Raw genomic sequence first — 25526 nt, forward strand, 5'->3', positions numbered from 1 at the left:
ACCGGCTATGCCAGCGAAGCAAAACCGGGACCGATCACCATGCTGCATGGGCTACAGCGCTTCGACAGCATGGTGCACGGCTGGAAACTTGCAAAAATGTGGGCATAGCATAGCGCCTGCGCGGGGGAGACGGATTGTCGGTCAACGGTATTGTTCACCCGTGACGGGAGCGGCAGGCAAAAAAAATGCGCATCCGGAAATTCCGGACGCGCAAACAGGGGGTAGTCAATAAACCAGGCCGACCGGGTCGCGCCTGTTCTATTGCGGCACATTGTACATACATCGCGGCTGCCGCCACTTACATTTTTTGTATTGTTGTATCCGCGCTAATCTTCCAGCGCCGTCGCCTGGCTTTCCAGCGGAATCATCATCGCCAGCGTGGTCCCGCCGCCCGGCCGGCTGTCGATCACCATCTGCCCGCCGAACACATCGACCCGTTCGCGGATCCCGCGCAGGCCGAACGAGGCCACCTTGGCCGCGTCGCCCGGCCCCATGCCGACCCCGTTGTCGACAATGGTGATGGTCAGGTATTCCATGCCGATATCGAGCCCCACCTCGACCCGGGTGGCCTTGGCGTGCCGCAAAATGTTGAGCAGGCACTCCTGGATGATGCGGAAAATGACATCGGTGCGGTGACTGTCCGGCAGCGGGCCGTCGCCTTCGGCCACCGTCAGCGAGGTGGCGATGCCGCTGCGCTTTTCGAATTGCTGCACCAGCCACTCGGCCGCCGCCGGCAAGCCCAGGTCCAGGGTGCTCGGATGCAGGTCGTTCATGATCGCGCGCACCGAGCGGATGGTCAGGTCGATGGTGTCGAGCACGTCGCCCACCTTGCGCTGGAGCAGCGGATGGCGCAGGCCTGCGCGCGCGTACAGCATTTCGACGTCGATCTTGAGCGCCATCAGGTTCTGCCCCAGCTCGTCGTGGATGCCCTTGGCGATGCGCTTGCGCTCTTCTTCCTTGATCGTTTCCAGATGAGAACTGAGCTGGCGCAGCTCGCGGAACGATTCGGCCAGCGCGTGCTCGGCCATCTGGCGCTCGGCCACTTCGATGCGCAGCTGGGCGTTGCTGCGCTCCAGCTCGGCAGTGCGCATGCGGATGCGCACTTCCAGGCCGATCTGCACCGCCGCCAGTTCCAGCTCGGCCGCCTTGCGTCCGCTGATGTCGGTCAGCATCAGCAGGGTACCCTCGGCTACGCCGTCGTCGCCCAGCATCGGGCGCCCGCTCACGATGGCCCAGCCGATCGTGCCGTCCACCCGGCGGTACGACAGGTCGTGGGTGCAGCCGACATGGGCGGCGTCGGCGCTGGTCATTTCGGCCAGGTCGCGGTGCGGATTGTCGCCCAGGAAGTCGTGGATCGGGCGCCCCAGCAGGATGCCGGGGGTGGCGCCGAACATCTGGGCCAGGCGCGCGTTGGCGAAGGTGGTGCGGGCCGCGCAGTCGAGCGTCCAGACGCCTTCGTGGGCGGTGTCGATGAAGTGCCGGTAGCGGCTCTGGGCACTGTTGCGCGCCATGGCCAGGGCGCGGATGCGCAGGCTGGCCACCAGCGCGGCGCCGGCCAGCGCAATGATGAGGGAGAGCAGCCAGCGCGGCACCGCGTGGGCGTCGCCCAGCGCGATCAGCGCCACCAGGAACGCCAGCACCAGGACGATGGCGGCTACGGTCAGGCAAAGCGACTCCACGCTCCACGTTTTCATGCGCACACCCCTCGTGTTTCAGACAGGTTGTTGGTCAGTTCATTCTATGCCAACTTTTTGGAAACAGTGCAATGTGTACAGGACAACGAATCCGGCGTATGCCCATCGCATGGGGGTGTTGGAAATTCGACGCATGTGGGTTGTTGTTGCTCAGGGAACACTTTGCTGCCACACTCGGTGGACCACAACCACAATGCCAGGGTCCCATGCCGATTCATCCGTTTTACCTCGCCCTGTTGCTCGCTGCCGCGCATGGTGGCGCTGTCGCCCAGGTGACCAAATGCACCGATGCAAGCGGTCGTACCACGTACCAGAGCACCCCCTGCGCCGCAGCCCAGGGCGCCCGCGAGCAGAAAATGGCCACGCCTGCGCAGAAGTCCGGCAGTGCGCCAGCCCCGGCAGCGCCGGCGCCACCGGCCGAGATGGATGCCTTTAACGACAGGATGCGCGTGCGGATGTGCGAAGTACACCGCATCTCGCTCAAGCGCTTGAAGGAGTCCGACACCATGCTGGTGCCGAACGGAAGTGGCAATGGGATTGTGAAGGCGGACCCGGCGCGCCGGGCAAGCGAAATCGCCCAGGCCGAGAAAAGAGTCGCAGACACCTGCAAATGACAGGCGGCGCCGCGTGCAGGCGCGCCGCCCGGTAGCGCTTAACCCGTGTTGCGCAGGCCGGCCGCCACGCCGTTGATCGACAGGTGGATGCCGCGGTGGACCCGCTCGTCGACCTTGCCCGGTTCGCCCGACAGCGCGCGGTGGCGGTGGATCAGCTCGACCTGCAAGTGGTTCAGCGGATCGAGGTAGGCGAAGCGGTTCTGGATCGAGCGCGCCAGCAGCGGATTGCCGGCCAGGCGTTCGTGCGCGCCGGTGATCATTTCCAGGCAGCGCAGGGTGGTGCCGTGTTCCGCTGCAATGCGCTTGAAGATGCGCTCGCGCAGTTCCACGTCGGCCACCAGTCCGGCGTAGCGCGAGGCGATCGCCAGGTCGGTCTTGGCCAGCACCATGTCCATGTTCGAGAGCAGGGTGGCGAAGAACGGCCACTCCTTGAACATGGCTTGCAGGGTCGCGATTTTTTCGTCGCGCTTGCCTTCCTCGACCCACTGCGTGATGGCCGAGCCGAAGCCGTACCAGCCCGGCAGCAGCAGGCGGCACTGGCCCCACGAAAAGCCCCACGGAATGGCGCGCAGGTCTTCGATGCGCTTGGTCGACTTGCGCGAGGCCGGACGCGAACCGAGATTGAGTTCGGCGATTTCGGCGATCGGCGTGGCCGAGAAAAAGTAGTCGGTGAAGCCCGGCGTTTCGTAGACCAGGTTGCGGTAAGCCTTGTAGGCGCGTTCGGACAGGTCGGCCATGATGGCTTCGAAGCCACCCAGGCGCTGGGCCTTGGCGCCTTCGGGCGCATGCGGCATCAGGCTCGCCTCAAGCGTGGCGGCGACCAGCAGTTCCAGGTTGCGGCGGCCGATTTCGGCGTTCGAAAACTTGGAGGCGATGATTTCGCCCTGTTCGGTCAGGCGGATCTGGCCATTGACGGTACCCGGCGGCTGCGCCAGGATCGCCTCGTACGACGGCCCGCCGCCGCGCCCGACCGTGCCGCCGCGGCCGTGGAACAGGCGCAGCTTGACGCCGGCATCCGCGAACACCTTGACCAGGTGGATTTCGGCCTTGTACAGCTCCCAGTTGGAGGTGAGGAAGCCGCCGTCCTTGTTCGAGTCGGAGTAGCCGAGCATGACTTCCTGCAGCTGGCCCTGGTGCGCGATCAGTTCTTTGACCAGCGGCAGCGCCATCCACTCGTGCATGATGCCGGCCGCGCGCTGCAGGTCGGGAATCGTCTCAAAAAGAGGAATGACCATGGCGTCGAGCTGCTTGTCGCGCGCGCGCAGCAGGCCCGTTTCCTTTTGCAGCAGCAGTACTTCGAGCAGGTCGGACACGGTCTCGGTGTGCGAGATGATGTAGTTGCGGATCGCGCGCTTGCCGTAGCGCTGGCGGATATCCTTGGCCGCGCGCAGGATCGCCAGTTCGGATGCGGTCTCCTCGCTCAGTTCCGCGTACGGCGAATACAGCAGGCGCGGTTGCGCCAGTTCGGCCAGCAGCAGTTGCACTTTCTGTTCTTCGGTCAGCCTGGTGTAGTCGGCTTCGACGCCGGCGCCGGCGAACAGTTCGGCCAGCACCCGTTCGTGCACATCCGAGGTCTGGCGCATGTCGAGCGAGGCCAGGTGAAAACCGAAGATGGCGGCGGCGCGCTGCAGCGTGGCCAGGCGCGGCTTGACCAGCAGCTGGCCGTGATTGGCGCGCAGCGAGTCGGCCAGCACGGCCAGGTCGGCGCAGAAGTGAAAGGCGTCAAGGTACGGCGCGGCATGGCCGACTTCCTTACGCAGGATGTTGGTCGCGCCCAGCGCACGGGCGGTGGCGGCCAGGCGCGCGTAGATGCCGATCAGGGCGCGCCGGTATGGCTCGTCGCTGCGGTGCGGCGACTGGTCGGGCGAGGCGTCAGCCAGCGCTTGCAGGGCGCCGCTGGCGCCGACCATCAGCGTCGAAATCGACAGCTCGGCGCCGAGCGCGTGCACTTCGTCGAGGTAGAAGTCGAGGATGGTGGTGGCGTGGCGCACCAGCGCCTGCTGCATGGTGCCGGCGTTGACGTTCGGGTTGCCATCGCGGTCGCCGCCGATCCAGCTGCCCATCTGGACGTAGGAGTTGTGGGTAAGCGCTGTGTCGGGACTGCCGCCATCCGGATAGTGCGCGGCGATTTCTTCTTCGATGTCGTCGTACAGGCCGGGCAGCTCGTGCAGGAAGGTGATGCGGTAGTACGACAGGGCGTTGTCGATTTCGTCGGCCACGGTCAGCTTGGAGTAGCGCAGCATGCGCGTCTGCCACAGGGTGGCGATGCGTGAGTGCAGCAGCGCCATGTTGGCCACCCGTTCGCGCGGGGTGAGCGGCAGGTCGCGTTCGGCCAGGAGGCGCGCGATGTCATGCTCGGCGTCGAGAATGCTCTTGCGCTGCACTTCGGTCGGGTGGGCCGTGAGGACCGGCGCGATCAGGGCCTCGCCGAAAAAGGTGCGCACGGTGTCGCTGGCCACGCCGGCAGCTTTCAGCTTGGACAGCGCGAAGCTCACGCTGCCCTGTTGCGGCGCCGAGCCGGCCAGCAGGTGGGCGCGGCGGCGGCGGATGTGGTGCTGGTCTTCGGCGATGTTGGCCAGGTGCGAAAAATACGAAAATGCGCGCACCACCGAAATGGTCTGCTCGCGCGAGAGCTTGTGCAGCAGGGCGGTCAGGTCTTCGCCGGCCTGGGCGTCGTCTTCGCGCCGGAAGCGCACCGCCGTCTGGCGGATGGTCTCGACGACATCGAAGACGGCTTCCCCTTCCTGGTCGCGCAGCACGTCGCCGAGCAGGCGGCCGAGCAGGCGGATATCTTCTTTCAGCGGGGCGTCCTTGTCGAGGACTGGCGGGTTTTCTTGTGCAGCGGATGAATTTACCATGTTGGACCACAGAGTTAAAGTTGGTGCAAAGGCTTCTGGCCAGGTTCTGCAAAGGGGACGCATGATAAAATTTGTGATCTTATGCATGTGCCGATGACTGCCATAACCGGTTTGAGGTTTTACGACAGTGAAAGAATCCGTTTTGAAAGCAACTGAATTGACTGGTACGCCTTCGCGTCCGCAGCAGCCCTCCAAGCTCATTATCGCTTCGCGTGAAAGCCGGCTTGCCATGTGGCAGGCCGAGCATGTTCGCGCGCAATTATCTTTATTATATCCGCAGTGCAGCATCGAGATTCTGGGAATGACCACCCGCGGCGATCAGATCCTGGACCGTACTTTATCAAAGGTCGGCGGCAAGGGTCTGTTCGTCAAGGAACTCGAGGTGGCCATGGCCGAAGGACGCGCCGACCTGGCCGTGCATTCGCTCAAGGACGTGCCGATGGACTTGCCGGAAGGCTTTGAACTGGCCGCCGTGCTGGAACGGGAAGATCCGCGCGACGCCTTCGTGTCGAACGATTTCGGCAGCCTGGACGAGCTGCCGCCGGGCGCGGTGGTGGGCACCAGCAGCCTGCGCCGCCAGTCGCTGATCGCGGCGCGCTACCCGCACCTGGTCATCAAGCCGCTGCGCGGCAATCTCGATACGCGCCTGGGCAAGCTCGATCGCGGCGATTATGCGGCCATCATCCTGGCTGCGGCCGGGCTCAAGCGCCTGGGGCTGCCGCAGCGCATCCGTTCGCTGATGGACCCGGCGCACTCGCTGCCGGCGGCCGGGCAGGGCGCGATGGCGATCGAAATTGTTTCGGGCCGCACCAACGGCATCGACCTGCGCGAGGTGCTGGCGCCCCTGAACCACGTGCCGACGGCGCAGCGGGTGGCGGCCGAGCGCAAGGTGTCGAAGGTATTCGGCGGCAGCTGCCAGATTCCCCTGGCCGCGTTCGCCACCATCGACGGCGGCGTGATGCACCTGCGCGCCATGGTGGCCACGCCGGACGGCAAGCGCAGCGCGCACGCCGAACTGCGCGGCCCGGCCGATGATCCTGAACTGCTCGGCCAGCAAGTGTCGGACCTGCTCGACACCCAGGACGCGCGCGCGATCCTGGCCGAGTGCAAGGCCGATGCCGCCGCCGCCGATGACGCCGCCGGCGCCGCCGCCGCGCCGGCAGCACCCGCCGTACCAGCCGCCGATGCCTGATCCCGTCATCATCACCCGTCCGCTGGCGCAAGCCGGCGCGCTGGCCGAGCAGGTGACGGCGCTCGGGCGCGAGGCGGTGCTGTTGCCGCTGCTGGAGATTGCGCCGCTGGACGACCAGGGCCCGCTCAAGGCGGCGCTGGCCGGCATGCACGACTGCGCCATGGTGGCCTTCGTCTCGCCCAATGCGATCGATGCGGCGTTCGCCCACATCACCGTGTGGCCGACCTGGGTCACGCTGGCGGTGCTGGGCGAGGGCAGCCGCGCGGCGCTGGAACGGCACGGCATCAACAACAACACGGCAACCATCGTCAGCCCGCGCGACCCGACCCGCAGCGACTCGGAAAACCTGCTCGAGACGCTCGACCTGGCGGCCCTGGCCGGCCAGAAAGTGCTGATCGTGCGTGGCGAAAGCGGGCGCGAGCTGATGGCCGACGGCCTGCGCGCGGCCGGCGTGATCGTCGCCACCGTGCCGGCCTACCGGCGCAGCGTGCCGCTGCTGACGGAGGCGCTGGCGCAGCAGCTGCGTACGCTTTTGCAGGGTGAGAACGACTGGATCATCACCAGTTCCGAAGCCCTGCGCGGACTGGTGGCGCTGGTGGCGCAACTGGGCGAACCGGCCCTTGTGGAAAAAATGCAACAACAGCACGTGATCGTGCCGCACGCCCGTATTGCCGAAACGGCAAGCTCGCTGGGCCTGGTGCGATTGACGCTGTGCGGATCAGGCGACGAACGTTTGCTTGCCGCGTTACAATCACGAGCATGAACGAATTGCCTACATTACCTGAACACAACGCAGCGCCCGGCGCTGCACCCCAGCCGGCTCCCGCGGACCAGTACAGTGCGCCGCAGGCGCGCGCCTCGCGTGGCGAGAGCATGGGCGAAATCCTGCAGCGTCCGATGACGGTGGTGGTGATCCTGCTGGCGCTGCTGCTGGCTGCGCACGCCTGGTCGACGCGCAGCAATCTGCTCAAATTGCGCATGGAAATGGCCAATCGCCTGCAAAAGGGCGAAGTGGTCAATACCGAAACGAGCGTGCTGGCGCGCACCGTGCAAGACCAGACCAAGGATTTGCAGGCCAAGGTGGGCCAGCTCGAAAACCGCCAGGTCGAAGCCCAGAGCCAGCAACTGGCGCTGGAACAGCTGTACCAGGATCTGTCGAAGAATCGCGATGAATGGGCGCTGGCCGAAATCGAACAGGTGCTCTCGACCGCCAGCCAGCAGTTGCAACTGGCCGGCAATGTGCAGGGCGCGCTGATCGCGCTGCAAAACGCCGACCGTTCGCTGTCGCGCTCGGACAAACCGCAATTCATCACGATCCGGCGCGCCATCGCGGGCGATATCGACAAGCTCAAGGCCCTGCCGGCGCTGGACCTGACCGGCGTGGCGCTGCGCCTTGACAACGTGATTACCCAGGTCAATACCCTGCCGATGCTGGCCGACGAACAACCGGCGCTGCCGGCCAGGGCGGCCAAGGTGGCGGCCGCGCCGGTGGCTGCGCCGGTGACCGTCAAAGCGCGCGTCGCCGGTGCTGCCGGTGCTGCCAGTGCGGCCGATGCGCTCGTGGTCCCGGTCGTGGCCAGGGATACCATGCTCGACAAGGTGCAGGACGTGTGGCAGAGCTGGACTGGCGAAATGTGGGATGAAATGCGCCAGCTGATCCGCGTGCGCCGCGTCGACACGCCGGAAGCGCTGATGCTCTCGCCTTCGGAAACCTATTTTGTGCGCGAAAACGTCAAGCTGCGCCTGTTGAACGCGCGCATGGCGCTGCTGGCGAGGAACGAAGTGGCATTCCGCAACGACCTGGTGGCGGCGCAGGAAGCGCTCACCAAGTATTTCGACACGCGCGCCGGCAGCACCCAGACCGCGCAAGCGCTGCTGCGCCAGGTCCAGGCCAGCAATCTCGCGATCGAGATGCCATCCCTGTCCGACAGCCTGAACGCCGTGCGCAACTACAAGGCGAAGCCATAACATGCGTCTTCTTCTCTGGTTAGTCGCGCTGATGGCAGCGGCCATCGGCATTGCCGTGACGGCACGCTTCAATCCCGGCAACGTGGTGTTTTTCTACCCGCCGCACCGGATCGACATGTCGCTCAATTTCTTCGTGGTGGTCGTGGCGCTGCTGTTTTTGGTGGTGTACGCGCTGCTGCGCGCTTCACGCGCCACCTTCGGCATGCCGGCCAAGGTCGCCGCGTACCGCAAGAGCAAACGCGAACGCGATGGCAACAAGGGCTTGCGCGATGCGCTCAAGGCCTTGTTCGAAGGCCGCTTCGGGCACGCCGAAAAAGCCGCCATGCGCGCCGCCGAACTGCCCGAAAATGCCGGTATCGCGGCCCTGATCGGCGCCCGCGCCGCGCACCGCATGCGCCAGGGCGCGCGGCGCGACAACTGGCTGGCCGGCGTGGTGCACGACAACGCGCTGAAAACCGCGCGCCTGATGACCATGACCGAACTGCTGGTCGACGACCACCAGCCGCACGCGGCGCTCGACGCCGTGGCCGAACTCAATGCCAGCGGCACGCGCCACATCCACGCGCTGCAATGGTCGATGAAAGCGCACCAGCAAGCCAAGAACTGGCCGGAAGTGCTGCGCCTGGTGCGTTCGCTCGACAAGCACAAGGCGCTGCATCCGGCCTTGTCGGCACGGCTGCGCGAGCTGGCGTACGATGCCTTGCTGTCCGACACTTCGCACGACGCCGAATCGATCCTGCGCGTATGGTCGACCGTGCCCACCGCCGACCGGGTCAAACCGTACGTGGCGGCGCGCGCCGCTGCGGCCTTGAATGCGCGCGGCTTGCACGATGAAGCGCGCGCCAGCGCCGAGGAAGCGCTGCGCGCCGACTGGGACGACCGCGTGGTGCGCGCCTACCGCGAGTCGGCCGCGCAGTCGGGCTCGCCCGCGCTGCTGGCCCAGATCGAGCATTGCGAAGCGTGGATGAAACAGCGTCCGACCGACGCGGAACTGGCGCTGACCCTCGGTTCGCTGTGCCTGAAACAGAAACTGTGGGGCAAGGCGCAGCGTTACCTGGAACAGGCCTTGTCGGACGCGACCGAGCCGCGCATGGTGCGCGAGGCGCACTTGAAGCTGGCGCAGATGCATGAGGCGCTCGGCCAGCAGGAAGAAGCGAACGCGCATTTCAGGCAGTGTGCGCTGGCGAGTATTTTGTGATTCGGCAATCGGGCACGACGACCTTCTACCGCTAGCCTGGAAACCGTCGTCTCCGGCACTGCGGAACCCGACTCCCCGTCGAGGGCCGCCTTGGCGCGGGGACGACGTCTTGAGGTGAGTGGTGCTGCGTAGTCCGCCGCATATTACCCGCTAGCCGATCTCTTCCGTCGTATCACCCTCATTCACCAACATCCTTACGCGGTCCCCGCTTGCTGCAATGCACAAGCCTACGTGAAATTTCGTTATAATGTCGGCCATCGACCCCTCAGCAATCTAAGGATATCCCATGAGTTTGAATAAAGTCTCCTCCGGCCGCGACGTGCCGAACGATTTCAACGTGATTATCGAAATCCCGATGAATGCCGATCCGATCAAGTACGAAGTGGACAAGGAATCGGGCGCGATTTTCGTTGACCGTTTCATGGGTACCGCCATGCACTACCCGTGCAACTACGGCTATGTGCCGAACACCATCGCCGATGATGGCGACCCGTGCGATGTGCTGGTCATTACCCCGTTCCCGCTGATTCCTGGTGTCGTGGTCCGTTGCCGCGCCATCGGCGTGCTGAAAATGACCGACGAAGCCGGCGGCGACGCCAAGGTACTGGCCGTTCCTGTCGATAAGATCCTGCCGATCTACAAGCACTGGCAGAAGCCGGAAGACATGAACGAACTGCGCCTGCAGCAGATCCAGCACTTCTTCGAGCACTACAAAGACCTGGAGCCAGGCAAGTGGGTCAAGATCGAAGGCTGGGGCGGTCCCGAGGATGCCAAGGCGGAAATCATGGGCGGCATCGCCGCTTACGATAAAGACATCGCCGCCAAGGCGTAAGCCTGCATCCGCCGCTGCCATTGGCAAGGGCGGGTTCTGGTAGTACACAACGCGCTCCCCAAGGAGCGCGTTGTGCGTTTACAGCGCCGTCTTACCAGCCAATATCCTGCAACAAGGGAAAGGTCAGGTCATGCGGCGGCAGCACATCGTGGGTCAGGTCGGGGTTGATGGACGGCTCCATCAACTGGTTCGGCTTGGTGTCGACCGAGTAGTGCGACACCGACGAGCCCGGCGAATATTCTTCCGGACTGTACATGCGCACGCGCCGCACCCAGTCGGTGCCCGCCAGTTTGTCGGGATCGACGCCCAGGCTGGCGACCACGCCCGACGAGGTGCGCGAGCGCCGGTACATCGCCGTCTTGAGCCGCTCGCCGGTGGCCTTGTCGATACGGACCGCCGGAATGCGCACGGCCGGGTCGCTGCCGCCCAGCGGGCTGACCGGATCGTCGGTGTTTTCCACCACCACCATGCCGCGCGCTCCCGCATTCTGCAAGATGCGCGCCTTGGTCACGAAGGCGCAGGCGCCGCGGTCGACCAGGGCGATATTGCCGCGCACCGCCATCGCGTTGGCCGGACTGAGCGGAGTGCAGGCCAGGCCGCCGCCGTTGGCCTGGTCGATCAGCGGCATGAGTTCGCCCGTCACCGCGTTTTGCCCGAGTTGCGGGCCGAACGAGGCATCGCCCACCAGGTGCTTGCCGCCGCTTGTACCCGCCGCCATGCCGCTGATGAGCAGTTGCGGCTCGGGCGCGAGGATGCGCGCGGCGGCTTTGTAGACGCGCTCGCCGTTCCACGACAGGGTGGCGCCGCCGATGGCCGACAGGCGCCGCTCTTCATTTTTCATGTTGACCCAGGCTTTGTTGTTGCGGATGTCGACCAGGAAGTGATCCCAGATCGACGGCTTTTCGTCAAAGAATTCGCCGGTGCCTTCGTCGGTGAAGTTCTGGAAGCCGAGCCCGTGCCCCAGTTCGTGCAGCAGCACGGCCACCAGGTCGATCTGTTCGCCCGCCTTGCGGTCGAGCCCGAGGTAGAAGCCGGAGCCGGGCAGGCAGTCGGGGAACAGGCCGAGGCGCGAGTTGAAGCGCGCCCGGATATGCCCCCTGCCTTCCGAGGCCATGTCGGTTCTCGTCAGTTTGCTGGCCAGCGCACCCGGATACCAGGTGTTGGCCTTGGGCGCCTTGGGAAAGTCGCGGAAGATTTCGATTGCGCCGGCCGAGCCGAGCACCGCGCCATCGGCCGTGCAGGCGAGCGGCTCGAACACGGCTTCCACCCTGATCGGAACCGGGCTCGTGAGCGTGCGGGCCCAGATGTCCGCCGCGTGCTGGAACGCAATGAGGCGTTGCTCGCCGAGCGTGCGGCCGTTGTTGCCGCCGACCGGCTGCGCCGGCGTGCGATCGTTGAAGCCGACATTGGGCGTGTTGAGGTTGACGATCGTGATCGTCGCCGCCGCGTGGGCGACGCCGATGGTGCAGCAGGCGAGGGCGAGGGCGGCGGCGGCGCGCCGCAGGAAGGTGGGCTTATTGCTCATTCTGGCGCCCCCCGGCTGGCGTGGCGACATCTTGATGGGCAGCATGCTGCGCGGCGTCTTCGCCTTCCACGCAGCGCTGCACCAGCTTGCCGTCCGGCGTGCGCGAGACCACGGAATACACCATGCCGCGCTCGCCGAGCAGCGCGCCGTGGGTGCCGTCGGCACGCACCGACACTTGCGGCTGCGGGCGCACCATGTGCGGTTGCGGCAGCTTGCCCTGCATGGCGCGCAGTTCGGCGGCGGTGGCCGGACGCAGTTGCCCGGTTTGCTTGTCGCGCACCACGGCCATGCCGGCGGATTGCTCTGCCGCCACGGCAGCCGTCGAGATGACGGCCAGCGCGCAACAGCTGATCAGGGTTTTACTCAACATATCGGGATTCTCCTGGGTTGGTTCACGTTAGCTGCCTGCGGCGAAGCAATACCAGGGCGCCCAGGCCGGCCAGCAGCATCAAATACGTGCCCGGTTCGGGCACCGTAGTAACTAAGACAGCGTCGATGCCGATATAGTTCGCCGCCGATGCATCGCCGACGTAACGAAATGCGAATCGCCCCTGGCCGTTGTAGTCGATGCTGGAAATAACCTGCTGCCAGACAGTGGGATAGTCCGAGATGCCGCCCAGCACGCCGAGCACCGTGTTGAAGCCGCCGGTTTCGCTGCCCGTACCGGGGGAGAAGCGCACTTCGAGCGTATCGCCGAAGCCGCTGGCGCTGGCCGAGCGCGTGAAGAACGACAGTTCGCTGGGACCGATCAGGCTCACCACCGGCGTGATCAGCCAGTTGTCGACGCTGCCCATGCCGTTTTGCGCGCTCAGGTAATTGGCGGCGATGTAGGACGCGGCCGGGCCGGACGGGGCGGGGAAGACGCCGGGGTTGCCCTGCGACCAGGCCAGGCCCGGCGGCACGCTGTTGTTGACGAGAGACCAGTTGTTGAGGCTGCCGATGTCGTTGAATTCTTCGTTGAGGACGACGATGGGGACGCTTGTCTGCGCGGCGGCGGGCAGCGCGGCGGCGATGGCGATACTGGCCATGGCAATCAGTTTGTGATGGAGTTTCATGGTCGCTCTTTCAGCAATTGCCAGAAGGATGGCATGTCCACTCGCGCTGGCAGGCGCGAGGCCACTGTTGACCCCATCATAGGAGTGGACGAAGCGCCGGCATTGATGTGCGCTTAATGAACAGGGGGCGTTTGCGGGCTATTCCGGGGAACTTATCTGACGAAGCGCGGCGAAGCTTGATGGAGCGAAAGAGGCGTACGAAAAAGGCGTCCCTGCGGGCACAGGGACGCCGCAAGGAACGATCAGTGGGCGCCGGGGCGCGCGGCGATCCTGCGCAAACGCAGTTTGCCGACGATGCCGATCGGGAAGAAATAGATCGACAACACGAACAGCACGCCGAGCCACAGCATCCAGCGGTCCGGATGCAGGGCCTCGGCCAGCAGCGGCACCCCTTCCAGCGCCGACGAGCCTTGCGCCATCAGCGACTTGAGGTAGTTCTGGGCAATGATGAACAAGGTCGCGCCCACCACCGCGCCGTACATGGTGCCCATGCCGCCGATCACCACGATCAGCAGGATGTCGGTCATGACCTCGAAGCCGAGCATGGTCTTGGGGCCGACGTAGCGCAGCCACAGCGCCATCAGCGCGCCGGCCAGCGCCGCCACCAGCGCCGCCAGCACATTCGCCCAGATGCGGTACAGCACGGTGCGGTAGCCGAGCGCCTCGGCGCGGAACTCGTTTTCGCGGATGGCTTGCAGCACCCGCCCGAACGGCGAATTGACCAGCCGCAGCAGGAACAGGAACAGCAGCAGGCAGCCGCCGAACACGATGTAGTACGTGATCAGCTTGCCGTCGATGGCGCGCCCCAACACCTCGCTTTCAAACAGGCGAAAGCCCGGCGTGAGCAATGCCGGCACGCTGAAGGTCTTGCCGTCTTCGCCGCCGGTCAGGTCGGACAGTTGCGAGGCCAGCACGGCGAACGAGGCCGCCACCGCAAGCGTGATCATGGCGTAGAAGATGGCGCGCACGCGCAGCGCGAACAGGCCTACCACCAGCGCCAGCGCCAGGGTCAGCAGCAGGGCCAGGGCGACGCCGATCGCCATCGCGCCCCAGCTCGGTTCGCCATGCGACAGTCCGAGCCCGACGCCATAGGCGCCGATGCCGAAAAACATGGTGTGGGCGAAGGAGACGATGCCGGTGTAACCGAGCAGCAAGTCGTAGGAGGCCACCAGCACGATGTAGACGCAGATGGTGGCGGCGGTGTTGAGCGGACGCGCGCCGCTGGTGATGAAAGGCGCCAGCGCCAGTCCCAGCAGGATCAGCAGCAGGGTGGCCGACAAGGCCCGGCTGCGCGGCATGTCGCCGGATAGCAATTGATTGAGCATGAGTTTCCTTAGCGGCGCAGGTTGGAATACAGGCCGGCCGGGCGCCACAGCAGGATGGCGATCATCAGGACGATGTTCGACACCAGCGCGAACTTGGGCAGCAGGAAGCCGGCGTAATTGGCCACCAGCGCCATCAGCAGCGCGCCGATGAAGCAGCCGCCGACCGAGCCCAGGCCGCCGATGATGATGACGATAAAGATCATCACCATCATCTCGCCGCCCATGGCCGCGTTCAGGGTTTCCTTGTACAGGCCCCAGAGCACGCCGCCCAGGCCTGCCAGCGCCGAGCCGGCCGCGAACACGGCCACGAACAGGCGCCGGATGCGGTAGCCCATGGCTTCCACCATTTCGCGGTTTTCGACGCCGGCGCGGATCAAGAGGCCGACCTTGGTGCGGTTGAGTACGAGGAACATGGCGACGAACACCACGAGGCCGATCACGACCGCCACCAGCCGGTATTTTTCGACCGCCGCGTCGCCCAGCAGCACCGCGCCGCGCAGGCTGGCCGGCAGCGGCAGGGGAATCTGCTCGGCGCCCCAGATCACGCTGATCAGTTGCTCGGCCACGATCATGCCGCCCATGGTGATCAGGATCTGCTTGAGATGCTGGCCGTACACGGGCGCAATGATGATGCGCTCAAAGGCCCAGCCGAGCAGCGCCGTGGCAAGCATGGCCACCGTGATCGCCAGGGCCAGCACGCCCAGGTTGATCAGCAGGGAATCGACCTCGAGCCAGCCGCGCATGGGAATGAGGACCATGGTGGCGGCGTAGGCGCCGACCGACACGAAGGCGCCATGGCCGAAGTTGAGCACGTCCATCAGCCCGAACACGAGCGTCAGGCCGCTGGCCATGATAAAGATCATCATGCCCATCGCCAGGCCGGCGATGCTCAAGGTGACCCAGGTGGGAAAGCTGCCGACCAGCGGCAGCATGAGCAGGATCAGGGCCGGCACCAGCAGCAGCGGCGCGAGGTCGCGCTCAGCTGCCGGCAAGGGCGTGTCGTTCGGTGCGGCCGGGTTGGCGGGCAGGGCCGTGGCCGCGCTCACCGGAGGCGATTTGGTGGTCACGTGCTTGGTCTCCGTGTTCATTATTGATGTGCGCTCAGCGAAAGCCCGAGCAGGCGTTGCTGCAAGTTGTCGTCCTCGACCAGTTCGCGCATGGCGCCGGCGTGCACCACCTTGCCGTCGTCCATCACCGAGACCGTGTCGCCCAGGTGCTTGACGAAGCTGAAGTTCTGCTCGACCAGCAAAATGGTGGTGTCGGTCTGCTTGAGTTCGCGGAAGGCGGCGATCAGGCTCTGGATAATGGCCGGGGCCAGGCCCTTGGTCGGCTCGTCGATCAGGATCAGCTTGCGCGGCTCGACGATGGCGCGGGCGATCGCCACCATCTGCTTTTGCCCGCCAGACAAATTGCCGGCCGGGTAGTGCCAGAATTTGCGCAGCGCCGGAAAGAAGCCGAAGATCCATTCCACGCGCGCTTCGCTGAGCGGCCCGTTGCGCGCGGCCAGATACAGGTTTTCGCGCACGGTCAGGTCGGAAAACACGGCCATCGATTCGGGCACGTAGGCAATGCCGAGCTGGGCGATGTCGGGCGTGGGCAGGGCGGTGATGTCGTGGCCGTCGAAGCGCACCGTGCCGGCGGAGGCTTTCCATAGCCCCATGATGGTGCGCAAGGTGGTAGTCTTGCCGGCTCCGTTGCGGCCCAGCAGCACCGACAGGCCGCCGCGCGGCACGGTCAGGTCGACCCCTTGCAGGATGTGGTATTCCCCGATGTGGGTGTGGACCCCGCTGAGTTGAAGGATTGGATCAGACATGCTCGGGCGTCCCAAGGTAAGCTTCTTGCACGATGGCCGAGGCCATCACCTCGGCCGGATTGCCGTCGGCCACCAGGGTACCGTTGTGCAAGACGATGATGCGGTCGGCCAGCGAGCGCACCACGTCCATCTTGTGTTCGACCAGCAAAATCGTCTTGTTGCGCTCGGCCTTGACCTGGTGGATCAGGTCGAGCACGACCGGCACTTCGTCCACGCTCATGCCGGCGGTCGGTTCGTCGAACATCATCACGGCCGGCTCCAGGGCCAGCAGGATCGCCACTTCCAGCTTGCGCTTGTCGCCGTGCGAGAGGGCCGCCACGCGCGTATCGCGCCGGCTGGCCATGGAGACGCGTTCGAGGTAATAGTCGGCGCGCACGATCAGGTCCTGGTGGCTGGACCATCTTGAAAACATGTTCATGCCGGTGCCTGCGCGGCTTTGCACCGCCAGGCGCACGTTTTCGGCCACCGTGAGCAGCGGAAACAGGTTGGTCAGCTGGAAGGCGCGCCCGATGCCGAGCGCGGTGCGTTTGGCCGCACCGAAGCGGGTGATGTCGGCGCCGTCGAGCAGCACCGTGCCCGAGGTGGCCGGCAACTGGCCCGACATCAGGTTGAAGTAGGTCGTCTTGCCGGCGCCGTTGGGGCCGACGATCACGGTCAGGGTGCCGGGATAGAAGTCGGCGCTGACCTGGTTGACCGCCACGTGCCCGCCGAAGCGAATGCTCAGCTTGCGCGTGGACAGCGACGGCATGGCCGCCGGCGTCATCGCTTGTTCCTCACCGGCAGCGGCAATTCGCTGGCCGGGATTTCGCGCACCAGTTCCAGCAAGTCCCACTCGTTCTTTTGATCCTTCTTGATCTTGAAGTGGTACATCGACTGCAGCGCCTGGTGGTCTTCCTTGCGGAAGGTCATCTTGCCCTTGGGCGTCTCGAAATCCATGCCTTCCATGGCGGCGATCAGTTTTTCGGTGTCGCCCGAGTTGGCGCGGGTCAACGCGGTGACGACCGCGCTGGCCGCCGCGAAGCCGCCGGCGGTGAACATGTCGGGCGGGCCCTTGAAACGCTTGCTGTGTTCGGCCACGAACCAGTCGTTCATTTTGTTCTTCGGAAAACCGTGGTAGTAGTAGATGGTGCCCTGGGTGCCGGCGAAGTTCTTCCAGGTTTTCATCACCGGCAGGATGTTCCCGCCCGGCGACAGGATGACGCCGTAGCGCTCGGGCTTCATGTCGGCCAGCTTGTTCATCGGATTCGGGCCGGCCCAGACGATTTGCAAGAGGCGCGGTTCGGGCTTGTTTTTCAGGGCGTCGAAGATGCGCTGGGCCGGGGCCGTGAAGTCGCTGGTGCTCTGGGGCGCGTATTCCTCGTGCACCACCTGGGCCTTGCTGCCGGTAGCCGTCAGCGCTTCGCGGCCGGCCTTGACCGCATCCTTGCCGAAGGCGTAATCCTGCGCCAGGAAGGCCACACTGCCGGCCTTGAGCGTGCTGGCGGCGGCCAGCGCATCCTGCATCGAACTGCGCGCGGTGCGGAAGATATAGCGATTCCATTTGTCGCCGGTGATGGCGTCGGCTACGGCCGGTTCGATGATCAGGATTTTCTTGTATTCCTGCGCCACCGGCAGCATGGCGATGGCCGAGCCCGACGAAGTGGTGCCGACCGCAATGTCGGCCTTGTCGTCGCCGTAGGCTTCGGCCAGCAGGGTGCGGCCCAGGTCGGGCTTGCTCTGGTCGTCCTTGACGATCACCTTGAGCTTACGGCCGTTGATTTCCATCTTGCCGCCAGTGAGGTACTCAAGGCCCATCATGAAGCCGGTTTCGGTTTCCTTGGCATAGGTTTCCAGAATGCCGGTCTTGCCGGCGATGAGGGCGATTTTCAGGTCGGCCGCGGCCAGCGCGGGCGTTGCCAGGGTGGTCGCCAAGGTGGCCAGGACGGCGGCTGCCAGGGTGTTGAATTTGTACATCGTGTCTCCTCTTGGGATGGCTGTTTTATGTATTTATATGGTGCGGCTTGAATTGCTTCAGTCGACCTGCGCCAGGAAGCGTTCGATCGCCTGCCGCGCCGGCGCTTCGGTCAGCATCGGCGCGTGGCCCACGCCGGGCACTTCGGCGTACTGCATGCCTGGGGCGGCGCGCTGCATGTAACTGGCCTGTTCCGGCTCGACCAGGTCCGACAGGCTGCCGCGCACCAGCAAGGTGGGGCGGTTGCGCGCCAGGCGCCGGAACGCCATGCGCGAAGTCAACGACGACGGTTTGAGCTTGCCGTTTTGCAGGGGCAGGGCGATGTTCGGGTCGTAGCGCAGCACCAGGTGGCCGGCATCGTTTTCGCTGAAGGCGCGGCGCGCCCACTTGTTCCATTCGGCCATGTCGTTCGATGGAAAGGCCGGCTGGTTGATGTCGCGCATGTACTCGGCCGCCTGTTCCCAGGTCAGCATGGTGGCGCCCTTGCCGGCGTAGGTGGCGATGCGCGACAGGCCTTTTTGCGAGATCACCGGGCCGACGTCGTTGAGGATGGCGGCGGCGATGAGTTTCAGGCGCCGTAGCGCCAGGGTCATGGTGATGATGCCGCCCATCGAGGTGCCGACGAACACGGCGCGCTCGATGCCCAGGTCGTGCGCCAGCTTGATCACGTCGCCGGCGTACACCGCCGGGTTGTAGTGGGCCGGGTCGGGGTCGCGCGCCGAGTGGCCGCGCCCGCGCACGTCGAGCGCCAGCACGCGCCGCCCCAGGCTGGCGATCCATGGCGCCAGTTCGTCGAAGTCGCCCGAGTTGCGCGTCAGCCCGTGGATGCAGATGACGGGCAGGCGCGCGCGCCCGCCGTGGCCGGGATAGTCGCGCGCGTACAGGGTCAGGCCATCGTCGCTGAGGTAGCTGACATCGTTGAATTGCCGGGCCACTTGCGCTTCGTTGGCGGCCGGGGGAAAGTGGGCGGCGTGGACGCCATCGTGTTCATGCACCGAAACTCCCATGTTCAGAACCGGTATTCGAGGGTGGCCGAGACGGTGCGCGGGGCGCCGTAAAAGGCCGTCAGCACGCCTTCCCTGCCGAGGTTCGGAAAGACGTAGCCCCCGGTGCGATAGCGTTTGTCGCCCAGGTTCTTGCCGTGCAGGCCGGCGCGGATCTTGCTGTCTGCGCTGGTCCAGGTCAGGCTCAGGTCGTACAGGGTGTAGCCCGGCTGGTCGAGCACCGAGACGTATTCGAACTGGCTGGTGTCGTCCTTGTAGGAGGCGCTGCCGCTGATGCTGGCGGTGCCGCTGCGGCCCATCATCGGCAGGGCAATGTCGTAAGTGGCGCGCAGGTTGGCCGAGTTCTTCGGCGTGTTCTGGAAAAAGCGCTCGCCGGCCACGTTGACCAGCGCCGGCACGCCGCCCACCAGTTGCGAGGTCAGGAACTGGGTGTATTCGGCCTTGATGTGGCTAAGCATGCCGGTCACGCTCAGGGCATTGCTCAGCTTCGCGCTCGCCTCGATTTCGACGCCGCGGATCTTGGCCTTGCCGGCGTTGGTGGTCACGCCGGCGAAGCTGTCGGGGCGGCCGTCGTTGTTGGTGTCGACCTCCACCGAACCGGGAATCTGCACATCCTTGTACTTGCTGTCGAACAGGGCGATGTTGGTCAGGATGCGGTTGTTGTTATAAGACGACTTGAGGCCGAGTTCGAGCGTGTCGATGGTTTCGGGCAGGTAGCCGGCGCGCGCGGTGGCGTCGCTGATTTTGGTGCCGACCACGTTCATGCGCGGATCGAAACCGCCGCCCTTGAAGCCGCGCGCCCAGCTGGCGTAGATGTTCTGGTTGGCGCTGGCCTTGTAGGCCATGCCGACCTTGGGCGTGAACTTCTTGTCTTCGCGTTCCAGTTCGCCATGGGTGAAGTCGGTGTCGGTGCGGAACAGCACGGCGTTGGCGTTGCCCATTCCCGGCGAGCCGTTCAGGCCCAGGTAGATCTGGCGCAGGATGCTCGCTTCGCGCTTGTCGACCGTGTAGCGCCCGCCCAGCGAGAAGCTGAGCGCCTCGTTGTATTTATAGTTGGCGTCGGCGAACACGGCCCAGGCCTTGGTGTCGATATCGCCCAGGGTGTAGGTCGAACTGGGGAACGCACCGGCCAGCACGGTGTCGAAGATGTTGAAGGCGTTGGCGTCGATGTAGTACACGCCGGCCACGCCCTGGACCTTGTCGCCGGTGTAGGTGAGCTGGAATTCCTGGCTGAACTGTTTGTTCTTGTACAGCGCGGGCACTTCGAAGTCGACCACCGGCAGCGAGTCGAAGTCGATCGGCGCGTACGACTTGTCGCGGCGCGAGGCGGTGACCGACTTGACGCTCAGTTGCGGGCTGAGGGTGTATTCCAGCAGCGCCGACCAGCCATGGGCGCTGACCTCCTGCTCCTGCCCGAGCGCGCGGGTCAGGTTGGCGCGCGTGTCGAACACGTTCTCCAGGATCGGCGCGCCGCTGGTGCGCCCGACCGTCACCCGGTGGCCGTTGCGCGGGCTCGAATCGTCTTGGGTGGCGTCGGCCGCGAGGCGGATGAACAGTTCGGGTGTGGGCGTCAATTCCGCCGACAGGCGCCCGGCGGTCATGTCCTTGTCGTAGTTGGGGGCGCCGGTAACCAGGTTGCGCCCGTAGCCGTCGCGCTTGAAGCGGGCCACCGAGCCGCCCACGCGTACCGTTTCAGACAAGGGCGTGCTGGCCGTGAGCACCGCTTCGCGCTGCTTGTAGTCGCCCAGCGTGACGCGGCCGCGGATATCGGTCCTGGAGCCGAGTTTGCGCGTAACGTACTTGACCGCGCCGCCGATGGTGTTGCGGCCGTACAGGGTGCCTTGCGGGCCGCGCAGCACTTCGATGCGCTCGACGTCGTAGATGTCGGTCACGGCTGCCTGCGGGCGGGCCAGGTAAATATCGTCGAGGTAGATGCCGACGCCGGCTTCGAAGCCGGCCAGCGGGTCTTGCTGGCCGACGCCGCGAATGAAGGCGGTCAGGGTCGAATTGGTGGCGCGCGAGGCTTTCAGGGTGGTGTTCGGAATCGACAGGGCGAGGGCGGTAATGTCGGGCGTGCCCTGCTTGGAGAGCTGGTCGCCGCCGAACGCGGTGACGGAAACTGGCACGTCCTGCAGGTTTTCGGGGCGGCGGCGGGCGCTGACGGTGACCACGCCGGCATCCTGGATGGTGTCGGCGGCCGGAGCGCCCGACGCGGTCTGCGCCTGCGCCGGGCCCAGCGCGCCACCGGACAGTACCAGCACGGCGCAGGCTATACGATGTAGGGGAAAGTGTCGAACGGTGGTCATGCGCATGGTGTTTGTCTCCTGGAATTTTTTTGGACAATGCGGTAAGCCGGAAATGAAGCCTTGCAGTGTGCCCCGATTCGAATTTGCGCGAAAGATAACGAAACGCCCAAGCACTGTGCAAAAATGCACAGTAGTGATTTTTGCAACTTATCGTTTTCGCAGCAGCGCGTTCCAGCGCGAGTTTGCGTTTTATCAATACATAAAAATCAAAAGATTGCGCGCGCGGTGTGCACTGGTGCACAATATTCACGGTGAATAACAGACATTGTTTCCATGAATACCTTGCCTGAGTGGACAGACCTGCGTTTCTTCCTGGAGCTGGCGCGCGCCGGTACCTTGTCCGGTGCGTCGCGCCGGCTGGGGGTCGAACACACGACCGTGGCGCGCCGCATCGACCGGCTCGAAATCCAGCTCGGCACCACCTTGTTCGACCGCAGCCGCGAGGGATACGAGCTGACCGAGATGGGCCAGGCGCTGTTGCCGCATGCCGAAGCGATGGAAAGCGCGGCGCTGGCCGCCACCGAGCAGCTGGGCGGCACCGAAGTGGCGGCGCACGGCGTGGTGCGGCTGGGCGTGCCGGAAGTGTTCGGCGTGCGCGTGGTGGCGCCGCTGCTGGTGGGGCTGCTGCAGACGCATCCGGACCTGAGCATCGACCTGCTGGTACTGCCGCGCTTTGCCAACCTGGCCAACCGCGAGGCCGATCTGGGCGTGATGCTCGATCCGCCCAGCACCGGGCGCTACATGATCACGCGGCTGGCGTCGTTCCGTTTCTATCTGTACGCGTCGCCCGCGTACCTGGCGCGCCATCCGCCGATCCGCGAGCACGCCGATCTGGCGCGCCACGATTTTGTCGATTATGTGCAGGACCGGCTGGCCAGCCGCGAGCTCAGTTATCTCAACGAATTGGGGTTCACGCCGAGGCGCAGGCTGTGCTGCACCGGGATGACCGCGCAGGTGGAGGCGGCGGCGCTGGGAATGGGCTTGATCATGGCGCCGCCGTATGCGGTGCCGGACGACGGGCGGCTGGTGCCGGTGCTGGACCAGTTTTTCGCGGAGCGCTCGTTCTGGCTGGCTGCGCCGACCGATTTGTACCGCTTGCAGCGGGTCAGGGCGGTGTGGAATTTGCTCAGGGAGTATTCGGACCGGCAGCCGTCCTTGTTTGTGCATGGGCGGGAGGAGCGGCGGTGATCTTTAGGAGGGAAGCATGATCAGGAAAAATGCCCAGCAGGCGGGGAAGCGTGAGATTGCTTGCTGCTGACTTTATGCCCGTCGTTCCTGCCACCGGCAGAAACGACGGGTTGTATCAGCTAAGAGAACGCACTACTGGACTCAGGCCTCCGGGCTATCGTCAATCAACACCGGTGGCACCAGGATGTATTCCGCCTGGTCGGCCGGCTGCGCCAGCTTGGGAAACGCGATGTCGGTCCCGTCATCGAGCACCGTCAGCATGGTCGGCACGCGATAGGTCCAGGCGGCGCCTTCGGGCGAACCTTCCATCGGCGTATTCTGGTTGACCAGCCGCACTTCGCGGTTCAGATCGGCCAGCACGCGGTCGGCCGGCACCACGGCGATGTCCGACACGATCCCGGTCTGCAGGTACAGCGCGGCCGCGTCTTCATACCCCTGGCGCACCGGCAGGATCACCGACGCGAACCCGGCGTTCAGGAACGCCGTGAACACGCTGTCTCCCTGCGGCTCGAAGCGCGACGCGGCCCACTGCTGCGCACCCTCGCTCCAGAAGTACGGGAAGAAGGTGTACGTCACCTGATCCCACTCGAAAGCGTACTCGAAGAAGCGCACTTCGCGCGCCGCCTGCTCCAGGCGCTCCGGCGCGATGGCCGGTGCGCTGCCGATCACGATGGCCGAAGGCGGCGCGGCCTGTCCACTGCCGCTGCGTACGATTTCCAGCACCGCGCGTTTGAGTTCGGTGCGTTCGATGGTGCGCATCTGTTCTTCGCTCAGCGCTGCGGACGCATCGTCTTCTTCAACGCGCGCCGCCAGCAGGGCGCGGTGCTGTTTCAGGTCGGCCTCGTATTGGTCGTTGATGATCTGGAGGCATTCCAGCTGCCACTTCTCGAGCGCGATCTTGGTGCGGGCCCAGACCAGGTAGAAGTTGACCGTGAACTGGTCGAGCTGGCCCCAGCCGCTGGCGTTGTAGCTGACCGCGCCGCTGTTGGTGCCGATGGCCTGCGCCGCAATCGGCGTGGCGCCGGCCGGGCTGCTCGAAAACAGCCTGGTGCCGACGCTGGCGGTAATGCCGGACTGGTTGTCGACGCCGTACCAGGTCATCGACACGCCGGCCGCCGCCGCCGCATAGCCCTGTTCCAGCGCGCGCGGCGAGTTGAACACGCCGCTCAGGGCGGTGCCGCCGGCGCCGCCGCCCGGATAGGTCAGGCTGGCGTATTCGGTGATGGCGGCCGTCGGCGGCGGCGGCAGGGTCACGTTGAAGCGGTCGGCGATGGCCAGCCAGGTGGCGTCGGTGATGTCGGCCGGACGCAGGACCGGCTTGACCGGGGCCGGGCCGGCGTGCCCGCCAAAGCCGGGCTGCTGGGCCAGCAGGTGGCGGAACATGGCAGCCGGCGCCGGCACCATCACTTCGTACATGGCGCGCGCACCGTAGGTGAACACCTGCGCCTGGTACACCTTGTCGACCCAGCGGTACTGGGCGCGCACGGTGGCCGCCGGCGCGCTGTGGCGCACCACGTCGCTTTCGTAGACTTCGGCGCTGCGGGTGCGGAAGCGCTGCCGTCCGACCCGTTGGCGCACCAGGGCGACGGCGCGGTCGATGATCTCGCGCGCCTGGCGCAGGTCGGCGCCGCGCGACTGGTCGCCGCCGTTCGAGTTGTTCATGAAGGTCGAGGCCTGGGCGTTGACGGTACCGTAGTTGGAGGTCAGGTTGATGCTGGCGTTGCGGTCCTGCTGCTTGCGCGCCGTCTCGAAGGCCGACTGGCCCATGTCGAAGCGCTCGAAGCCGGTTTGTTCCTGCGAGACTTCGGCGTCGCCGTCGTCGTAGTTGCCGGTGCTTTCGTCGGCGCGGCTCAGGCGCGAGTGAAAGTGCTCGTGCTCTTCACCTTGCAGGACGTTGTGGATGTTGGCCAGCTCGCCTTTTTCGTAGCCTACCAGTACCTGGCGCACCACGCGCAGGTCGGCCACGCCGACCGGACGGATGCCGAACTTCATGGTCGGGATGGCGCCCGGCTTGAACGCGGGAACGGCGGGAATCAGCGCGCCGAGTTCCGGAATGGCGGCTAGCACGGCTGCCGAGGCGGGGCCGCCCGCGGGTGTGGCGGCGGCGCTCGCGACGCCGCTGGCAATCCGGCGCCGCACCTCGTCGAGCAGGTCGAAGGTGCTCTGGTTGGTGGTGGGGACGCTGGCGTCGGCCAGCTCCTGCATCAGGTTGGCGTTGTCGGCGCGGAACTGCTGGTCGATGTCGGCCGCTGGCTGGGTGCGGAACACTTTTTGCAGTTCCGAGGGGCCGCCGGTGCCGGGCATGCCGGGCGCGTGCGGGCCGCCGGCGGTCATCTGATCGAGTGCGGCGACGAGGCGCCGTTCCAGCTGGACCAGGGTGTCGATCTGCTTGAGCAGGTCGGCGAGGATCCGGTCCTGCTCGTCGGCGGTGTTGTCGCCGGCCGCGTTTTGCTCGGCGCCTTGCTGTTCGCGGCGCAGGCGCATCTGTTCTTCGAATGCGGCCGGCAGGGCGATGGCGGGATTGAGGGCGGCCTGCACCGATTCCGGCGACAGGGCGGCCTGGTCGCCAGCGAGGATTTTTTGCAGCAGGGTGACTTGCCCCAGCAACTGCTGGGCACGCTGCAACTGGGCGCTGCTGGCTTTGCCGGAGGCGATCCCTTGCAGGTAGTAACGCCACAAGGCGGTTTGCAAGGCGGGGACGTCGCCCACCACGTTTTGGGCGATCGGGAACAGGGTCTCGGCGGCCAGGGTCAGCTGGCCCTGGCGCGCGGCCTCCAGGTCGGCCGCGATGGCCTCGGGCGTGCGCTTGACCAGCGCGCTCCAGTGCGCGCTCAGGATGTCCAGCTCAGCGGTGAAGTCCAGCTCGGCGGCGGAGCCGATCCATGCGGCGACGTTCGATTGGTCCGGCAGTTCGAGGAGTCCTGCTTGCGCCGGCGTCGGGTTGGGCGCCCTGGTGGTGGCGAAGCGGAACAGTTCCTCGGCATTGGCGGTAGCTTGCGTCAT

General features: G+C 65.6%; 20 protein-coding genes. 7 read left to right on the top strand and 13 right to left on the bottom strand.

The window, feature by feature from the left end:
* Positions 1-326: 326 nt before the first annotated feature.
* Entirely contained in the window at positions 327-1694 is a 1368-nt protein-coding gene (locus tag F1609_RS24810) for a PAS domain-containing sensor histidine kinase (protein WP_167079332.1), read from the bottom strand.
* 206 nt (positions 1695-1900) lie between these two features.
* Here F1609_RS24810 and F1609_RS24815 point away from each other — a divergent pair, with 206 nt between their 5' ends.
* Complete coding sequence (locus F1609_RS24815) at positions 1901-2308, top strand: DUF4124 domain-containing protein (RefSeq protein ID WP_167079333.1); 408 nt, start codon at positions 1901-1903, stop codon at positions 2306-2308.
* Positions 2309-2346: 38 nt separating this feature from the next.
* Here the strand turns inward: F1609_RS24815 and ppc are convergent, their stop codons facing one another.
* A complete protein-coding gene (gene ppc, locus F1609_RS24820; RefSeq protein ID WP_167079334.1) occupies positions 2347-5166 on the bottom strand; it encodes a phosphoenolpyruvate carboxylase in 2820 nt (939 codons plus the stop codon).
* A gap of 142 nt (positions 5167-5308) precedes the next feature.
* Between ppc and hemC the strand changes: the two genes are divergently transcribed.
* From hemC to ppa, 5 genes are all read left to right on the top strand, one after another.
* Positions 5309-6358 carry a hydroxymethylbilane synthase gene (gene hemC, locus F1609_RS24825; RefSeq protein WP_370661672.1) on the top strand — a complete coding sequence of 350 codons (1050 nt, stop codon included), beginning with the start codon at positions 5309-5311 and terminating at the stop codon, positions 6356-6358.
* Positions 6351-7121 (top strand): uroporphyrinogen-III synthase, encoded by a 771-nt coding sequence (locus F1609_RS24830; protein WP_167079335.1) that lies wholly within the window; start codon positions 6351-6353, stop codon positions 7119-7121. Before hemC ends, F1609_RS24830 begins: the two co-directional genes overlap by 8 nt.
* Complete coding sequence (locus F1609_RS24835; protein ID WP_167079336.1) at positions 7118-8326, top strand: uroporphyrinogen-III C-methyltransferase; 1209 nt, start codon at positions 7118-7120, stop codon at positions 8324-8326. The genes F1609_RS24830 and F1609_RS24835 overlap by 4 nt, the downstream gene beginning before the upstream one ends.
* A gap of 1 nt (position 8327) precedes the next feature.
* Positions 8328-9524, top strand: coding sequence for a heme biosynthesis protein HemY (locus F1609_RS24840; protein WP_167079337.1), 1197 nt, complete (start codon positions 8328-8330; stop codon positions 9522-9524).
* A gap of 286 nt (positions 9525-9810) precedes the next feature.
* On the top strand, positions 9811-10356 hold the full coding sequence (ppa, locus tag F1609_RS24845; RefSeq protein ID WP_166880862.1) for an inorganic diphosphatase: 546 nt from the start codon (positions 9811-9813) through the stop codon (positions 10354-10356).
* 91 nt (positions 10357-10447) lie between these two features.
* On the opposite strand, the gene F1609_RS24850 is transcribed toward ppa, so the two are convergent.
* The 10 genes from F1609_RS24850 to F1609_RS24895 all read right to left on the bottom strand — a co-directional run bounded on the left by F1609_RS24850 (position 10448) and on the right by F1609_RS24895 (position 21290).
* On the bottom strand, positions 10448-11881 hold the full coding sequence (locus F1609_RS24850) for a PA domain-containing protein (RefSeq protein WP_167079338.1): 1434 nt from the start codon (positions 11879-11881) through the stop codon (positions 10448-10450).
* Complete coding sequence (locus F1609_RS24855; RefSeq protein WP_167079339.1) at positions 11871-12251, bottom strand: post-PEP-CTERM-1 domain-containing protein; 381 nt, start codon at positions 12249-12251, stop codon at positions 11871-11873. The genes F1609_RS24850 and F1609_RS24855 overlap by 11 nt, the downstream gene beginning before the upstream one ends.
* Before the next feature lie 22 nt (positions 12252-12273).
* Complete coding sequence (locus F1609_RS24860; protein ID WP_167079340.1) at positions 12274-12936, bottom strand: choice-of-anchor J family PEP-CTERM protein; 663 nt, start codon at positions 12934-12936, stop codon at positions 12274-12276.
* A gap of 242 nt (positions 12937-13178) precedes the next feature.
* Positions 13179-14261 (bottom strand): branched-chain amino acid ABC transporter permease, encoded by a 1083-nt coding sequence (locus tag F1609_RS24865; RefSeq protein ID WP_167079341.1) that lies wholly within the window; start codon positions 14259-14261, stop codon positions 13179-13181.
* Positions 14262-14269: 8 nt separating this feature from the next.
* On the bottom strand, positions 14270-15307 hold the full coding sequence (locus tag F1609_RS24870; RefSeq protein ID WP_167079428.1) for a branched-chain amino acid ABC transporter permease: 1038 nt from the start codon (positions 15305-15307) through the stop codon (positions 14270-14272).
* 41 nt (positions 15308-15348) lie between these two features.
* Entirely contained in the window at positions 15349-16074 is a 726-nt protein-coding gene (locus F1609_RS24875; protein ID WP_167079342.1) for an ABC transporter ATP-binding protein, read from the bottom strand.
* Positions 16067-16837, bottom strand: a complete 771-nt coding sequence (locus F1609_RS24880) for an ABC transporter ATP-binding protein (RefSeq protein ID WP_167079343.1) — start codon at positions 16835-16837, stop codon at positions 16067-16069. The genes F1609_RS24875 and F1609_RS24880 overlap by 8 nt, the downstream gene beginning before the upstream one ends.
* A complete protein-coding gene (locus F1609_RS24885) occupies positions 16834-18027 on the bottom strand; it encodes a substrate-binding domain-containing protein (RefSeq protein WP_167079344.1) in 1194 nt (397 codons plus the stop codon). The genes F1609_RS24880 and F1609_RS24885 overlap by 4 nt, the downstream gene beginning before the upstream one ends.
* Positions 18028-18084: 57 nt before the next feature.
* Positions 18085-19020, bottom strand: a complete 936-nt coding sequence (locus F1609_RS24890) for an alpha/beta fold hydrolase (RefSeq protein WP_370661673.1) — start codon at positions 19018-19020, stop codon at positions 18085-18087.
* Between the two features lie 14 nt (positions 19021-19034).
* Entirely contained in the window at positions 19035-21290 is a 2256-nt protein-coding gene (locus F1609_RS24895) for a TonB-dependent receptor (RefSeq protein ID WP_370661674.1), read from the bottom strand.
* 318 nt (positions 21291-21608) lie between these two features.
* Between F1609_RS24895 and F1609_RS24900 the strand changes: the two genes are divergently transcribed.
* Positions 21609-22523 (top strand): LysR family transcriptional regulator, encoded by a 915-nt coding sequence (locus tag F1609_RS24900; protein ID WP_167079347.1) that lies wholly within the window; start codon positions 21609-21611, stop codon positions 22521-22523.
* Positions 22524-22664: 141 nt separating this feature from the next.
* Here F1609_RS24900 and F1609_RS24905 read toward each other — a convergent pair whose 3' ends face one another.
* The gene (locus tag F1609_RS24905) at positions 22665-25526 is read right to left on the bottom strand and encodes a hypothetical protein (protein ID WP_167079348.1); all 2862 of its coding nucleotides are present in this window, start codon (positions 25524-25526) and stop codon (positions 22665-22667) included.

Source organism: Massilia aquatica (genome assembly GCF_011682045.1).
Lineage (GTDB): Bacteria > Pseudomonadota > Gammaproteobacteria > Burkholderiales > Burkholderiaceae_D > Telluria_A > Telluria_A aquatica.